Origin of the sequence: Paenochrobactrum glaciei (assembly GCF_039522165.1) — a bacterium.
In the GTDB taxonomy this organism is placed as follows: domain Bacteria; phylum Pseudomonadota; class Alphaproteobacteria; order Rhizobiales; family Rhizobiaceae; genus Paenochrobactrum; species Paenochrobactrum glaciei.
The window spans coordinates 862,491-878,551 of the sequence record NZ_BAAADE010000001.1 but is presented as its reverse complement, the minus strand read 5'-3'; the positions used below and the strand labels follow the sequence as shown (position 1 = coordinate 878,551).

The window sequence follows — 16,061 nt, the reverse complement described above, 5'->3', positions numbered from 1 at the left end:
CGAAGCACACTATATCATACCTTGGAACTATTCTAATAAACGGGAATGACAAAAGAGGCAAGCCCGATCATGATCAGAACAGTCAGTGAAACATGACAATTTTTATCAATATAGTGTGATCAGGCCACTGCATCAATATCTTCGTCACTTAAATTCGCAGGAATAACAGTGACAGGAATAGGGAAAGATGCGCTTTTACCGGCCAGCATCTGAATGAGGGGGCCGGGGCCTTCTTTGCCTGATGCGGCAGCCAGAACCAGAATCGCAATATCCTGATCTTCTTCAACCAGACTTTGCAATTCTTCAGTGGTTTCACCGGCACGCACAATCAGCTCAGGCTCAAGCCCTTGCTTTTCGCGCACTTGGGTGGCGAGCTTTTCCAGCGCCAAACGGGCACGTTCTTCGGCCTCAGAGCGCATGATCTCACCAACGCCCAGAAAATGCTGGAAATCAGATGTATCAATAACAAACATCAAAACCAGCGCACCGCCGGTGTTTTTAGCGCGTCTTGATGCATAAGCGACAGCACGCCCGCATTCAGGCGTATCATCAATAATGACCAGAAATTTGCGGCGGTGTCCGGCTTCCCGGCTCAATCGTTTTGAAACCATTTGACCAATCTGCCATTTCAGAACATTTGCTGCAAGCGCCATGATGATAAATCAGCATGGCGCCTGACGATTATTGAAGTTGATTATTCAAAAAGCTTAGTTCTGCAACCAGCCGATAATATTGCGAACATCTTTCATTGTCTGTTCGGCAATCACACCGGCACGTTCGCCGCCATCTTTCAGCACGCTGTCGATATAAGCAGGGTCTGCGATTAGTTTCCGCATTTCCTGTGTGATCGGTGACATCTGCGCGACCGTCAAATCAGCAAGTGATGCTTTGAATTCGGAGAACTGCTTGCCGCCGAAATCGCGCAATACATCTTGCTTAGACACACCGGAAAGGGCTGCATAAATGCCGATCAGATTGTCAGCTTCCGGGCGGCCTGTCAGACCATCAAGCTCTGATGGAATAGCATCCGCATCAGTTTTGGCCTTGCGGATTTTTTTGGTGATGGTTTCAGCATCATCAATCAGGTTGATGCGTGACAAATCCGACGGGTCGGATTTCGACATTTTCTTGGTGCCGTCACGCAGCGACATGATACGCATTGCAGGGCCGGAAATCATCGGCTCAGTAAGCGGGAAATAACCGGTCACAGTTTCATCGCCAACTGCCATTTCCACACCAATGCCGAGATCGGCAATGCGGGCGGAATAGTCGTTGTTGAACTTTTGTGCGATGTCGCGTGTCAGTTCCAGATGCTGTTTCTGATCATCGCCCACCGGCACATGGGTGGCACGGTAAAGCAGGATGTCAGCAGCCATCAGGCTCGGATAAGCAAAAAGGCCAAGCGAAGCATTTTCGCGGTCTTTACCGGCTTTATCCTTAAACTGTGTCATGCGGCTCATCCAGCCGATGCGCGCAATACAGTTGAAAACCCAAGCCAGTTCAGCATGCTGAATGACACGGCTCTGGTTGAAAACAATGTTCTTCTTCGGATCAATACCAGCAGCCAGATAGGCGGCGGTGATCTCGCGGGTGGCTTGTGACAGTTCTGCCGGATCCGGTGAAACGGTCAGGGCATGCATATCCACGACGCAATAGACGCACTCATGTTCGTCCTGCAATTCAACCCAGCGCTTGATGGCGCCGAGATAGTTGCCGAGGTGGAGGTTACCGGTTGGCTGTGCACCGGAAAAAATTCGTTCTTTAAAGCCACTCATTTTTGTAATTTCCTCAAGCTGTTGGAAAGCCGGGCGAGTATCGTTTTCATACATTGATGATCAGACATACTCTGACTTGGTTATATTAAGAGCGACGTATGTGGTTTGGACGCATGCGGACGCTCTTCAACACGAGCACTCGTGCCAGAGCGTGAAGAACCAAGCAAGCTATTTTTATATTTATGCAGCTTTTGATTTCTTTCGCATATTGCTGCGAAGCATTGAAAGGCTTGCGCCACCGGTGGCAAAAGCTGCGCCGAAATAGGTAATCATGGCGCAGACAACCAAAAGACCAACGGTTAAAGCCTGCACACCGAAACCCGCACTTTTTTGCAGATAATCAGACAGATAATCTGCGCCGAAATAAAGCATGGCGGCCATGATGGCTGCTGACAAAATAAGGCGCGGTACACGGCTGATCAGCTGTGCATCATAAGCCCAATGGCCGCGATAAATCAGCAGGCTCAAAAGTAAAATGGCATTTGTCCAGCCAGCAACGACTTCTGCGGTGGCAATGCCCCAGACACCCCAGATCGGGAATAAAGTGAGGGCGAGCGATACATTGATCACAACTGCAATACCGGCAAAAATCATCGGTGTGCGGGTATCTTCACGGGCAAAAAAGCCGGGCAAAAAGGCTTTGATCAACACAAAGGCCGGCAAGCCAACGCCGTAAATGGCGAGAATATGAGCAACAATAAGTGTGGAGTCAGCACTGAATTGTCCGCGTTCAAACAGCAGGCGCACGATTGGTGTGGCAAAAACCAGCAAAGCAGCAGCCGCTGGCAGGGTTAAAAACAGCGTGAATTCAACCGAGCGGTTTTGTAAGTTTCCTGCTTCCTTGTCATTGCCGCTTTGTAAAGCGCGCGACAATTCGGGCAGTAAAACAGTGGCAACCGCAATCCCCACCACGCCAAGCGGCAATTGTGAGATACGGTCGGCATAAACCAAAGACGAAACCGCGCCATCTTGCGACGAGGCAATATTGGTGTTGATTAAAAGGTTAATCTGCGTGATGCCGCCGGTGATAGCAGCAGGCAGAGCCAGCACCAACAGGCGGCGCACATTGGGGGTGAGTTTTGGAAAGCGGAAGCCGATTTTAATGCCTGCATTGCGCACTGCGCCCCAGACGATTGCCAGCTGAACCAAACCAGCTGCCATCACGCCCCATGAAAGACCAAGGCCGATATCAAGCGCATCATAACCCTGCCACCATGCCCAGACCAGCACGGCAATGAGGATGATGTTGAGGAAAACCGGTGCAATGGCGGCGGCAAAAAAGCGATGCAAAGTGTTGAGCATCCCGCCCATCATCGCCGCCAGCGACATACAGGCCAGATAAGGAAACATGATAACTGCCAGACGTACTGTATGCTCATATTTGACCGGATCATCAACAAAGCCCGGTGCGATGACGGTGCGCACCAAAAACGGCATGGAAAGCTCCATGGCGATGGTCAGCACCAGCAAAATCGTGAACAGAACGCCAAAAACTTCTTCGGAAAATTTACGAGCGCCTTCCATGCCGTTTTTTTCAATCTCTTTGGAAAAGAGCGGCACGAAGGCGGTGTTAAGCGCACCTTCGGCAAAAAGACGACGGAAGGTGTTGGGAAACCGAAAGGCGGCATTAAACGCATCCGCAACAGGGCCGGTACCGAGCGCTGCGGCCATCATCATTTCACGGGTGAAGCCGAAAATACGGCTCATCAAAGTGCCCGAGGCGACGGTCGCGAATTTTTTAACCAAGCTCATAGGATCAATGCCTGTCAGTTACCCGTTTGTGCGGTTGTTTTGGCCGCTGTCTCGTCATTCAAAAGGGTGAGAAGTTTGCGTTTAATATTATTTTGTTTGGTCGTTGAAGCGATTTTTTCGCCGCTTAAATCTGTCACATAAAATGTATCAACAACCTTTTCACCGTAGGTGGTGATATGGGCGGATGCAATATTGAGTGACAGATCGGAAATCACACCGGTTAATTCCCATAACAGGCCGGGGCGGTCGAGCCCTTTTACTTCCAAAACAGTAAATTTATTCGAAAGACTGTTATTGATCACCACGCGCGGCTCAATACGGAATGTTTTGGGCGTGCGCTTTGGCTTGATTTTCTTTGCCATCACATCAGGCAGATGGGCAATGCCCGCCAATGCGTCCTCAATCAGCTGGCCAACGCGCTCGGCGCGGCGGCGTTCATCTTCATCAAGCTCAAAAGCGCGGCTGATCAAAATCGTGTCCAAAGCGCGCTCATCACGGGTGGTGAAAATCTGCGCATCAACGATATTCGCACCTGCTGCCGCACAGGCACCGGTGATGACGGTGAGAAGGCGGGGCGAGTCCGGTGCTAAAACCGTGATTTCAGTGACGGCTTCAAAGCGATGCGGTTGTGCAAGCGTTGCAACAGTGCGCTTTTGTGTGTCGGCCTGTCTGATAAAATTGGCATGCCGGATCTGATCTTCCAAAGGCACAGTCAGCAAATAATTGGTATAAAGAAGCGGAATATAGGCGTTGACGGCCTCTTCCGGCCAGTTTTCCAAACTTTGTGCAAGCAATTGTCGGGCTTTTTCGCCGCGCTCGGTGCGTGAGGCCTCGGAAAAACCACCGGTTAAAACCAGCTCGGTCTCATAATAGAGGGTGCGCAGCAATTGGCCTTTCCAGCCGTTCCAGACACCGGGGCCAACGGCTTTAATGTCGCAAACAGTGAGGATAAGCAGAAGCTTCAGACGGTCTTTGGTTTGCACAATGTCTGCAAAATCCTGAATGGTTTTGCGGTCGTTGAGATCACGCGACTGGGCAATTTTACTCATGGTCAGATGTTGTTCGATCAACCATGCAACCGTATCTGTTTCGGAAGCCGTCAAGCCAAAGCGCGGACAAAGCTTGCGGGCAATGCGTGCTCCGGCCACTGAGTGTGCCTCGGGGCGGCCTTTAGCGATATCATGTAAGAAAAGCGCGACATAAAGAATATTGCGCGCGGTTTTCAGTGATGCCATCAGCTCGTTGGAAAGCGGGTGTTCTTCCTCCAAAGTGCCGTGTTCGATTTCCGACAATACTTTGATGGAGCGTAAGAGATGCTCATCCACCGTATAATGGTGATACATGTTGAACTGCATCATCGCGACGATACGGCCAAAATCAGGAATGAATTTGCCCAGCACGCCGGTTTCGTTCATGCGGCGTAAAATCAATGCCGGATCACGCGGGGAAGTGACTATTTCCAGAAATAATTTGTTGGCTTCCGGATTTTCACGCAAATCGGTTTTGATGAGCTTTAATGAACGCGAAACCTGCTGCATGGCGACAGGATGCAGTGCCAGCCCATGTTTATCGGCCAGATGAAACAGGCGGATGATATTGACCGGATTTTCCTGAAAAACCGTATCACGGGCAATATTGATACGGTGGTTTTCATCGACAAAATCACTGCCGCGGCTGAGCTTGCGCTTATGCGGTTCGCTGCTGATATAAATCTGGTTATAGCCGGGCACATTTTTCACTTGCTGCTCTTCCAAAGCAGCACAGATGATGCGGGTTAAATCACCGACATCTTTGGCTACCAAAAAATAGTGCTTCATGAAGCGCTCAACAGCATTTTGCCCCGGATGCGCGGTATAGCCAAGCCGTTCGGCAATGTCGGGTTGCAACTCGAAAGACAGGCGCTCAGTGGCGCGGTTGGTGAGAAAATGCATATGACAGCGCACTGCCCAAAGAAAATCTTTGGCTTTGTTAAACAAGCGATGTTCGGCACGCGATAAAACACCAAGCTTGACCAGCCCCTCGCTGCTGCGGATGCCGTAGAAATAACGCGCAATCCAGAAGAGGGTTTGCAGGTCGCGCTGTCCGCCTTTGCTTTCCTTGACATTGGGCTCGACGAGGTAGCGCGTGACGCCGGATTTTTGGTGGCGCAGATCACGCTCATGCAGCTTGGCGGCAATAAATTCAGGGCCTGTTCCGGCCACAACTTCGTTTTCAAAACGGCTTTGCAACTGCTCAAAAAGAGAGAGATCACCAATCAATAAGCGATTTTCCAGCACCGAAGTGCGGATGGTCATATCTTCCAGCGACAGCCGGATTGTATCATCAATATTGCGGGTGGCGTGGCCAACTTTCAGTTTCATATCCCACAGCATATAGAGGATATATTCCACCACCTGCTCGCCCCAAGGCGTCTGTTTATAGGGGAGCAAAAATAATAAATCGATGTCGGAGCCGGGTGCTAAACCACCGCGGCCATAGCCACCCACCGCGACAATAGCCATGGTTTCCGCCATGGACGGATTATTGACCGGATAGATGCGGGTGGTGACAAAATTATAAAGCGCATGGATGAGGACATCCATCAAATGGGAAATACGTCTGGCGCATAAAGTGCCGCCGCCATCTTGGGCGAGCATTTTTTCAGCCGCTTCTAAGCCTTGCTGGCGCGTTTCTTTCAGCAGACATAAAATATCACGGCGTAATTCGTGGGCAGGAAGTTGGCTTTCAGCCAGCAGATTGAATTTTGCAATAAAGGCTTCTTCGTCAATCGTCTGGAGTATTTTCAAGAGACTGCCTCATATTGCACATCAATAAAGAATCTTAAACGCCGGCTCCACGATGTGAGGCCGGCGTTTAATCTAATCGATGCTTTGCTTAGTTGGAAGCATTATAGGCAGTGATTGCTGCCATATTGACGATGTCGGTATCTTTCGCACCGAGACTGACAATCTGGGCAGGCTTATCAAGGCCAACCAAGAGAGGGCCAATCACCGTTGCGCCGCCCAGTTCTTGCAGCATATCGGCTGCAATGGTTGCTGAGTGATGATCTGGTGTGATCAGCACATTGGCAGGGCCGGAAAGGCGGATGAACGGATATTGCGCCATCAGCTTGCCGTTGAGCGCTACTTCTGCACTCATTTCGCCATCAAATTCGAAGTCCACATGGCGTTTTTCCAAAATGCGGACAGCTTCCTGAATGGTTGCCGAACGTTCGCCGCCCATATGGCCGAAGGTGGAATAAGCGGTAAGAGCAACGCGCGGGGTGTAGCCCATGCGACGTGCCATACCGGCTGCTTCGACAGCAATATCAGCCAGTTCTTCGGCAGATGGTGATTCATGAACGGCTGTATCTGCGATAAAGACAGTGCGGTCGCGGCAGATGGCGATAGAAACACCAACCACGCGGTGGCCTGGCTTGCTGTCGATCACGCGGCGCACATCTTCAAGGCCGGTGGCGTAATTACGGGTGATACCGGTGACCATGCCGTCCGCATCACCAAGGGCAACCATGCAGGCTGCAAAATGGTTGCGGTCATTGTTGATCAGGCGGTGGCAATCACGGAACAAGAAGCCCTGACGCTGCAACTTTTGATAAAGATAATCAGCATAAGCCGTGTTGCGGCTGGAAAGACGCGCATTGATGATTTCAATGTTCGGCTTACCCAGATCAACACCGGCGGCTTCTGCGGTCGCGCGGATACGGTCTTCACGGCCAACCAGAATGGCAGTGCCAAGCTCTTGATTAACGAAGGAAACAGCAGCACGCATGACCTGCTCTTCTTCACCTTCGGCAAAAACAATGCGCTTTGGCTTGCTGCGCACGCGCTCATAAATGCCACGCAATGTCGATGCAATCGGATCACGACGCGCTGACAATTCGCGTGAATAGGCATCAAGATCGGTGATTGCACGACCGGCAACACCGGTATCCATCGCAGCTTTGGCAACAGCCACTGAAACAGAAGCCAGCAAACGCGGATCAAACGGCACCGGAATGATATAATTGCGGCCAAAGCGCGGGCGGTTGCCCTGATAGGCGGCCACAACATCATCCGGCACATCTTCACGGGCAAGCAGTGCCAGTGCATTTGCGGCAGCGATTTTCATTTCTTCGTTGATGGTGGTTGCACGCACATCCAGCGCACCGCGGAAGATATAAGGGAAGCCCAGCACGTTGTTGACCTGATTTGGATAATCAGAACGACCGGTTGCAACAATTGCATCATCGCGAATTTTCGCAACATCTTCAGGGGTGACTTCCGGATCAGGGTTTGCCATGGCAAAAATGATCGGGTTGGCAGCCATTGAGGCAACCATTTCATCGGTTAGTGCGCCCTTGGCCGAAAGGCCGAAGAAAACGTCTGCGCCATCCATGGCATCGGCCAGTGTGCGCTTGTCGGTTTTGACGGCATGGGCTGATTTCCACTGGTTCATGCCTTCTTCACGCCCCTGATAAACAACACCCTTGGTGTCGCAAAGGATGACGTTTTCAGAGGCAAAGCCCATGGCTTTGATCAGTTCGATACAGGCGATACCGGCAGAGCCTGCACCATTACAGACAAGCTTGGTTTTTTTCATATCGCGGCCGGTCAGATGCAGCGCATTGATGAGACCGGCAGCTGAAATAATTGCGGTGCCGTGCTGGTCATCATGGAACACCGGAATGTCCATCATTTCGCGCAGGCGCTGCTCGATAATGAAACAATCCGGCGCTTTGATATCTTCCAGATTGATGCCGCCGAAAGACGGGCCCAAATAGCGCACAGCATTGATGAAAGCGTCAATGTCGGTGGTGTCAACTTCCAGATCAATGGAATCAACATCAGCAAAGCGTTTGAACAGGACTGACTTACCTTCCATCACCGGCTTGGAAGCCAGCGCACCAAGGTTGCCAAGACCCAAAATAGCTGTACCATTGGAAATAACGGCAACGAGATTGCCTTTGGCGGTGTAATCGTAAGCACTGGCCGGATTTTCAGCAATGGCTTTTACCGGAACAGCAACGCCCGGAGAATAAGCCAGTGACAGGTCACGCTGGGTGGTCATAGGCTTGGTCGGAACGATTTCTAACTTACCGGGGCGCCCCATCGAATGGAAATCGAGCGCTTCTTTATCACTGGCAGCCTGTGCGGCAGTCGGGGTTTTGTTATTGTTTTTTTCTGAGGCTGACATGTCAACTCCGGTTATCATCTGTGGAGAATTCTAGGTATTCTGTGTTGGGTGGTGCGTAAATATCATTTCGGGAATAGATATTGTGATGAAATTTATAGTTTACGCAAGATTCAATGTTTTTGAGTGGTTTATGCGTAACAAAATTGTGTTTTATGGAAGGCGGAGCTGAAGATTGACGAACCAACCAGAGATTATCAACGATATTTCCGCTTCATCCACTGAAACTGAAGTCCAGCATGAGGCGCCGGTGCGACTCACGCCGATGATGGAGCAATATATCGAGATTAAAGCTGCGAATGTTGATTCGCTACTTTTTTACCGGATGGGCGATTTCTACGAGCTGTTTTTCCAAGATGCAGTCGAAGCGTCCAAAGCGCTAGGCATTACGTTGACCAAGCGTGGCAAACATCTGGGCGATGAAATCCCGATGTGCGGTGTGCCGTTTCATGCTGCTGATGATTATTTGCAAAAGCTGATCGCCAAAGGCTACCGCGTCGCTGTTTGCGAACAGGTGGAAGATCCGGCAGAGGCGAAAAAACGCGGCTCCAAATCTGTGGTCAAGCGCGATGTGGTGCGCCTTGTGACACCGGGCACTTTGACAGAAGAAAAGCTGCTTGATCCTTCAGAGGCCAACTTCCTGATGACCTTAGGCCGCGTTAAAGGCGAAGCTGACAATGTGCTGGCGCTGGCATGGATTGATATTTCCACCGGCACATTCCGTGTGACGGAAAGTTCGCCGGAGCGGATGTTTGCCGATATTATGCGCGTTGATCCGCGCGAGCTGATTGTAGCGGAGCCGGTTTTTCATGATCCGGAACTGCGCCCTGTCTTTGATCAGATCGGGCGCTCAGTTATTCCGCAACCAGCAATTTTGTTTGATAGTGCCGCTGCACAATCACGCATCCAGCGTTATTATGATGTAGCGACACTGGATGGTTTCGGCCAGTTTTCGCGCTCCGAATTGTCGGCGATTTCCGGCGCAATTGCCTATATCGAGAAAACGCAGATTTCCGAACGTCCGCCATTGATGCGACCGGAGCGCGAGCAGGAAGGCTCAACCCTTTTCATTGATCCGGCAACGCGTGCTAATCTGGAAATGGTGCGCACCCTTTCCGGTCAACGGGATGGCAGTTTGCTCAAAGCAATCGACCGCACCATAACAGGTGGTGGCAGCCGTTTGCTGGCCGAGCGGTTAACCGCTCCGTTAACCTCTTCGCAGGCCATTCATGCGCGCCTTGATGCGGTATCTTATTTTCTCAATGAGCCGGTTTTAAGCGATGCCTTGCGCCTTGAGCTGAAAGGTGTGCCGGATATGCCTCGTGCTTTATCTCGTCTGGCAGTCGGGCGTGGTGGCCCGCGCGATATGGGCGCTCTTCAGCGTGGTTTTGAGGCCGCGCGTGCTATTTGCGATGTGCTCAGAGATAAGGATTTGCCGGCAGAGTTAAAAACAGCGCTGCATGCACTTGGCAATATACCGCAGACACTGCGTGATCATCTGGACAATGCTTTGGCGGATGAACTGCCGCTTTTGAAGCGTGACGGCGGTTTTGTGCGGGCAAATTATCATGCGGAGCTTGATGAAATGCGCGGTCTTCGTGACCAGTCACGTCGTGTGATCGCCGGATTGCAGCAAAATTATATTGATGAAACCGGCATTAAAACGCTCAAAATCAAGCATAATAATGTGCTTGGTTATTTCATCGAAGTCACCGCCAATAATGCTGGTGTGATGACTGACAGTGATGAAGCAAAGGCACGCTTCATCCACCGTCAGACGATGGCCAATGCCATGCGTTTTACCACCACAGAACTGGCGGAACTGGAAACAAAAATTGCCAATGCCGCGGATCGCGCTCTTTCTATTGAAACAGCAATTTTTGATAATCTGACAGCAGAGATTGTCATTTTTGCCGATGCAATTCGTGCAGCTGCTGCGGCTCTTTCGGTCTATGATGTGTCAGTTGCTCTGGCGGTGCTGGCTGATGAACAAGGATATTGTCGTCCAGTTGTTGATGACAGTCTGGCTTTCAACATTGTCGGTGGTCGTCATCCGGTGGTGGAGCAGGCATTGCGTCGTCAGGCTGCTAATCCGTTTGTGGCTAATGATTGTAATTTGTCACCGCAAAATAATGACAAAAATGGTGCGATCTGGTTGCTGACCGGCCCGAACATGGGCGGTAAATCGACCTTCCTGCGCCAGAATGCACTGATTGCGATGATGGCGCAGATGGGTTCTTTTGTGCCTGCCGGTTCAGCGCATATCGGTATTGTCGACCGCTTGTTCTCGCGTGTCGGTGCTTCTGATGATCTGGCGCGTGGCCGCTCAACTTTTATGGTGGAGATGGTGGAAACTGCCGCCATTCTCAATCAGGCAGGCGAACGCGCACTGGTGATTTTGGATGAGATCGGACGCGGTACGGCAACATTTGACGGGCTTTCGATTGCTTGGGCAGCAGTTGAATATCTGCATGAGAAAAACCGTTGCCGTTCGCTTTTTGCCACTCACTTCCATGAAATGACGGCCTTGTCAGAAAAGCTGAAGCGCTTGTCCAATGTCACCATGCGGGTGAAGGAATGGGACAATGATGTCGTGTTCCTGCATGAGGTGGCGCAAGGGGCGGCTGACCGCTCTTATGGCGTGCAGGTGGCGCGTTTGGCGGGCTTGCCGGAGGCAGTGGTCAACCGTGCGCGTGATGTGCTGAAACAGTTGGAAGAAGGCGAAACATCCGGCAAGGCCAATAAGCTGATTGATGATTTGCCGCTCTTCTCGGTGGTGCTGAAGCAGGAAACACCAAAGGCTCAAGTGCAGGTCAATGAATTGCAACAGGCACTGGATGCAATCCGCCCGGATGATTTGAGCCCGCGTGAAGCCTTGGAAGCGCTTTATCGTTTGAAAGAAATTTCGATTGCCAAGTAATGCAGTTAAGTCATGAAAAAGGGCTGCCAGAATAATCGGGCAGCCCTTTTTATGGATGGCACGTTTAACGGCGCTTTTGCAGCCCAGTTTCACGTTTTATTAAATGAAACGGTCAGCTTCCGCGCCATAGTAACTAATATAACGGCTGGCGATGCGTGAGACCGGCAGGATGATAAATACATCCGTAGTGCCGAAGGATTCGTCAGCCACTGCACCATCACCGATCATTGCACCAAGGCGCAAATAGCCTTTAATCAGCGGCGGCATGGAGAACAGAGCAAGCTTCATGTTCACGCCTTCGGCTGGCATCAGATCCATCGCATGATAGTGTTCAGGCAGTGCGCGTACATCCCATTCCGCATCAGCACGGGCATTTTGATGCAGGAATGACAGGCACAAAGCATGTGCCATTGGCACCGCACCTTGGAATGAGGCGCAGCCCATCATCACATCGATGGAATGACGGCGGCAATAAGCCCAGATACCCTGCCATAACAGTTCGACAGTGCGTTTGGAGCGATATTCCGGTCTGACGCAGGAGCGGCCAAGCTCCAGAAAATTCATGTCCGGCTTCGACAGGGTCAGGCGCTGCACATCATATTCGCTGGCGGAATAAAAGCCGTGCGCTTTATTGGCCTGATCGGTACGCATCAGACGATAGGTGCCAACAATCTGTTTGTGCTGAGGGCCGGGAAGGGCAGTGTCATAAACGAGCAAATGATCACAAACCGGATCAAAACGGTCGGCATCGCGTTGTTCAATCGCTTGGAGGCTGTCTTTTTTAGCGCCCATTTCATCGAAGAAAACACGGAAGCGCAGCTCTTGTGCAGCTTCGATTTCTTCAGGCGTGGTTGCAATCCGGACTTCCAATGTCCCCATACGTCCGAGCAATGAAGTATTGTCGGTGTTGGTGTCTGGTGTCACATCTGCGCTGTTTAATGTTGTCATGGCATTATTATCGACTATTTGCGTAGTCTTTCCAAGCTCTGGCGCCATCCTGCTTTGCTCCCGATGTGTTTATTCACTCTTTTCCAGAGCAATTCAAAGCGGTTTGGCTGTCTCTATAAAATCAGACAGCTTTTACCACATATCCTATGCAAGGTATCGATAATTTAATTAAGCGATAATGGTGACAGTTGAATGTCATTTCTTTGCGGCTTTTTCTTGTTTCCAGCTGAGATACTCCTGCAGCAGGATAAGACCGGCTCCGATGGTGATGAAAACATCGGCCAGATTGAAAATGGCGAATGACCAGTTTGGCAGGTGAAACAACACGTAATCAACCACATGCCCAAGCATGGAGCGGTCGATCAGATTGCCGATGGCGCCGCCAATAATCAGCGCAAAGCCAACGCGTGCGAAAACACGGTTTTGAGCTGTTGTCCACCATAAATAGATGACGAAGCATACGACAGCCAAGGTAAAGGCAACGAGTGCTTTGTCATGAAGTCCCGATAAAAGCGAAAAAGCAATACCGGTATTATGGGTGCGATAGAGCGCCAGAAACGGCAAAATGTCGATCTGTTCGCCATATTCCATCGTGTCTTCTACGCGTAGTTTCACCATCTGATCAACGAAGATGGCTGCAACGATGATTAGAATAGTGGGCAAAGAAGCTCTGAGCTTGCTCATCAGGCAGGTCTTTCGTCTAAAATCAGCGCTTCGCGGCGCACTTCATAAAGCATGACTGCGGTGGCAATGGCGAGATTGAGCGAATCGGCACGACCGGCTTGCGGAATACGGGCAAGCTTGTCACAGGTTTCAGCCAGCGTATCCGGCAAGCCCTGCTGCTCATTACCCATCATCAAAATGACCGGCTTTTTCGCATAATCAATGGTGCGGTAATCAACCGAACCCTTCAAATGCGTGCCGACAATCATGCCGGAAAAACCCTTGCGCCATTGTAGAAAATCCGCTTCGCTTGCACGATAAAGCGGCAATGCGAAAACTGAACCCATGGTGGCGCGTACGGTTTCAAGCGAATAAGGATCGGTGGTGTCGCCGATGAGGATCACACCTTTGGCGCCCACTGCATCCGCGGTGCGGATAACAGTGCCGAGATTGCCCGGATCACGCACACGGTCGAGTGCGATATAGGTATCATTGCCGGATGGCTTTAAGTTTTTGAGCGATTGATATTGCTGCTCAAAAACGCCGACAACCATTTGCGGGTTATCGCGCCGCGTAATGCCGGCCATTACTTTTTCGCTGACTTCCAAAACTAAACCGCCGGAGGCAACGGTGCGCGCTGCTGCCTGTTCGGCCAGCTTGTTGCCTTTGCCGGATTTGGCAAAAACCAGCACTTTGATTTTCCAGTTGAGATCAAGTGCATCAATGACGAGTTTTAAGCCTTCGGCCATAAACACGCCTTGCTGGTCGCGGAATTTCTTCATCGCCAGCGAGCGCAAATCCTTTACAATCGGATTGGCCAGACTGGTGACTTCTTTCACCTGTCCGTTGCGCGGGGTTGAAGAACGGTTGGAAGCGGAAAAATCATATTCCTGGCTCATTGTTGAACCCATCTGCTGAAGAGAGAAGTGGAAAGCGCACGATTGGCTGAGCGCTCACGCAAAATTAATTCGCCTGATTCAATCACACCGCCAAGGCCGGTGAAGCGGTCGCACATCAAAGCATGAATAGCAAAGAAAGAGGCACGGATTGAATAGGCGGTTAAAATAACAGCCAGCGCATCTTTAGTGGTGATGGAACGGCACAGATCAACCATGGCGGGCAGATGATCAAACAACTGCCAGACTTCGCCATTCGGCCCGCGCCCATAGGCTGGCGGATCCAGCAGGATAATATCATAATGGCTGCCGCGGCGTTCTTCACGGGCGACGAATTTCATCGCATCATCGCAAATCCAGCGGATTGGCTTATCTTGTAAACCAGCCATTTCCTGATTTTCTTTTGCCCAATTGATTGCTTTTTTGGAAGCATCCACATGGGTGACTTCCGCGCCTGCCTGTGCAGCAATCAGTGATGCAACGCCGGTATAGCCAAAGAGGTTGAGCACACGGACGGTGTGGCCTTTGGAGGTTTCGCGGCGAATAAGTTCAGCCATATAAGACCAATGTGCGGCCTGTTCAGGGAACACACCGACATGGCGGAAGGATGTGAAACGGCCATGAAATTCAATGCCGTCATGCTTCATCGGCCATGTTTCGCCAAGCGGCTTTTTAGGGAAAGCCCAGCGCCCCATGCCTTCTTCATCGGTGTTACCGGTGAAAACAGCGTCTGCTTTGTCCCACTCCGATTTATCCCATGCAGGCAGCCAAATGGCCTGACCTTCAGGGCGGATGATGCGGTATGAGCCATATTGCTCCAGCTTCAAACCATTGCCGCTGTCGAGCAGGGCATAATCATCGCTCGGCAAAGTTTCTAAGATAACGGCGCTGCGCTCATCCGGTTTTTTGCCTGTACGAGGGCTTAAAATGCGGGCTGGCTGATCATGTTTGTCTTGTGTGCGTTCTTTAGCGCGGGTATTTTCCGGCGCTTCGCTAAACTTATCAGCTGATTTTTCGGCTGTTTTGGCAAATTGCGGGCGCGGTTTTTTAAAGCCTGCCGGCTTTGGTGATCGCTCCGCATTGGGGGCAAAATGATCTGCCCGTTCGTTTTTGGTGCGCGTTTTCTGTCCGGCCGGACGTTTGTTTTTTGGTTTGGTTGCCTTCACCGGACTAACTCCACAAAGCTCTTTTACTGTCTCGTAGGATAAAGTGCTGGCAGGTGAAAGAGAAAAACTGAAATTAAGGCGTGGTTCGCACCATAAATGTGAAAAATAATGCGGCTATTTTATAAATAGCTGTCATTGCCCAGCAGGTTTTGCTGATTTTGCCGTTTGATATGGGCAATTTCCAGCTTTTGGATTTTCACTTGTTTACGGTGTTTTCCTTGCGCCAGCCAGGTAATTGCACCACCCAATACCAGCCCCACCAGCAAGGTTGCAAACAACCAGACAAAAAGCGGAGCAGTATAGGACAATGCCGGATTGCCCGGATTAAACGGATCGAAGGTCACTGTTACGCTCATACGATTGGCAACAGATAAAGCGATCAGAATAACAGCCAGAGGCACCAGAATAATTAGGGTTACCAGGCGGCGCGTCGGAATTTTTTTCATAAAAATCTCAGTCGATGTCGTTTAACCGGTCACGCAGTTCTTTGCCGGTTTTGAAAAATGGCACCCATTTTTCTTCAACACTCACAGATTCACCGGTGCGCGGGTTGCGGCCGCTTCTGGCAGGTCTGTTTTTAACGGAAAACGCACCAAAGCCGCGCAGCTCCACACGATTGCCTTCTGCAAGAGCATTCGTGATTTCATCAAAAACCGCACCGACGATGTTTTCAACGTCGCGCTGGAAAAGATGCGGGTTTCGGCTGGCAATGATCTGAACGAGTTCGGATTTGATCAAGCTATTCATCCCTCTTTTTGCTGCGCATCAGGCT

Annotated in this window: 12 protein-coding genes; 1 reads left to right on the top strand and 11 read right to left on the bottom strand. The window is 50.8% G+C overall.

Annotated features, from left to right (window positions below):
• Positions 1-119 precede the first annotated feature (119 nt).
• The 5 genes from ABDZ76_RS04175 to ABDZ76_RS04155 form a co-directional block, all read right to left on the bottom strand.
• Complete coding sequence (locus tag ABDZ76_RS04175; protein WP_343803055.1) at positions 120-611, bottom strand: universal stress protein; 492 nt, start codon at positions 609-611, stop codon at positions 120-122.
• A 96-nt stretch (positions 612-707) separates the two neighbouring features.
• A complete protein-coding gene (trpS, locus tag ABDZ76_RS04170; RefSeq protein WP_343801718.1) occupies positions 708-1,775 on the bottom strand; it encodes a tryptophan--tRNA ligase in 1,068 nt (355 codons plus the stop codon).
• Between the two features lie 180 nt (positions 1,776-1,955).
• Positions 1,956-3,527, bottom strand: coding sequence for a murein biosynthesis integral membrane protein MurJ (murJ, locus tag ABDZ76_RS04165; protein ID WP_343801715.1), 1,572 nt, complete (start codon positions 3,525-3,527; stop codon positions 1,956-1,958).
• Between the two features lie 14 nt (positions 3,528-3,541).
• The gene (locus ABDZ76_RS04160; protein WP_343801712.1) at positions 3,542-6,313 is read right to left on the bottom strand and encodes a [protein-PII] uridylyltransferase; all 2,772 of its coding nucleotides are present in this window, start codon (positions 6,311-6,313) and stop codon (positions 3,542-3,544) included.
• Between the two features lie 88 nt (positions 6,314-6,401).
• Positions 6,402-8,699, bottom strand: coding sequence for an NADP-dependent malic enzyme (locus tag ABDZ76_RS04155; RefSeq protein ID WP_343801709.1), 2,298 nt, complete (start codon positions 8,697-8,699; stop codon positions 6,402-6,404).
• Positions 8,700-8,961: 262 nt separating this feature from the next.
• On the opposite strand from ABDZ76_RS04155, the gene mutS reads away from it, so the two are divergent.
• Positions 8,962-11,616, top strand: a complete 2,655-nt coding sequence (gene mutS, locus ABDZ76_RS04150) for a DNA mismatch repair protein MutS (protein WP_343803052.1) — start codon at positions 8,962-8,964, stop codon at positions 11,614-11,616.
• A gap of 99 nt (positions 11,617-11,715) precedes the next feature.
• Here mutS and olsB read toward each other — a convergent pair whose 3' ends face one another.
• The 6 genes from olsB to ABDZ76_RS04120 all read right to left on the bottom strand — a co-directional run bounded on the left by olsB (position 11,716) and on the right by ABDZ76_RS04120 (position 16,027).
• A complete protein-coding gene (gene olsB, locus ABDZ76_RS04145; RefSeq protein WP_374844531.1) occupies positions 11,716-12,612 on the bottom strand; it encodes a l-ornithine N(alpha)-acyltransferase in 897 nt (298 codons plus the stop codon).
• 147 nt (positions 12,613-12,759) lie between these two features.
• Complete coding sequence (gene lspA, locus ABDZ76_RS04140; protein ID WP_343801705.1) at positions 12,760-13,248, bottom strand: signal peptidase II; 489 nt, start codon at positions 13,246-13,248, stop codon at positions 12,760-12,762.
• Positions 13,248-14,126: a TrmH family RNA methyltransferase gene (locus ABDZ76_RS04135; RefSeq protein WP_343801702.1), complete on the bottom strand. Its 879-nt coding sequence runs from the start codon at positions 14,124-14,126 to the stop codon at positions 13,248-13,250. The genes lspA and ABDZ76_RS04135 overlap by 1 nt, the downstream gene beginning before the upstream one ends.
• Positions 14,123-15,289 carry an RsmD family RNA methyltransferase gene (locus ABDZ76_RS04130; protein ID WP_343801699.1) on the bottom strand — a complete coding sequence of 389 codons (1,167 nt, stop codon included), beginning with the start codon at positions 15,287-15,289 and terminating at the stop codon, positions 14,123-14,125. Before ABDZ76_RS04130 ends, ABDZ76_RS04135 begins: the two co-directional genes overlap by 4 nt.
• 119 nt (positions 15,290-15,408) lie before the next feature.
• The gene (locus ABDZ76_RS04125; protein ID WP_343803046.1) at positions 15,409-15,726 is read right to left on the bottom strand and encodes a lipopolysaccharide assembly protein LapA domain-containing protein; all 318 of its coding nucleotides are present in this window, start codon (positions 15,724-15,726) and stop codon (positions 15,409-15,411) included.
• 16 nt (positions 15,727-15,742) lie between these two features.
• A complete protein-coding gene (locus tag ABDZ76_RS04120; protein WP_184223395.1) occupies positions 15,743-16,027 on the bottom strand; it encodes an integration host factor subunit beta in 285 nt (94 codons plus the stop codon).
• Positions 16,028-16,061: the final 34 nt, after the last annotated feature.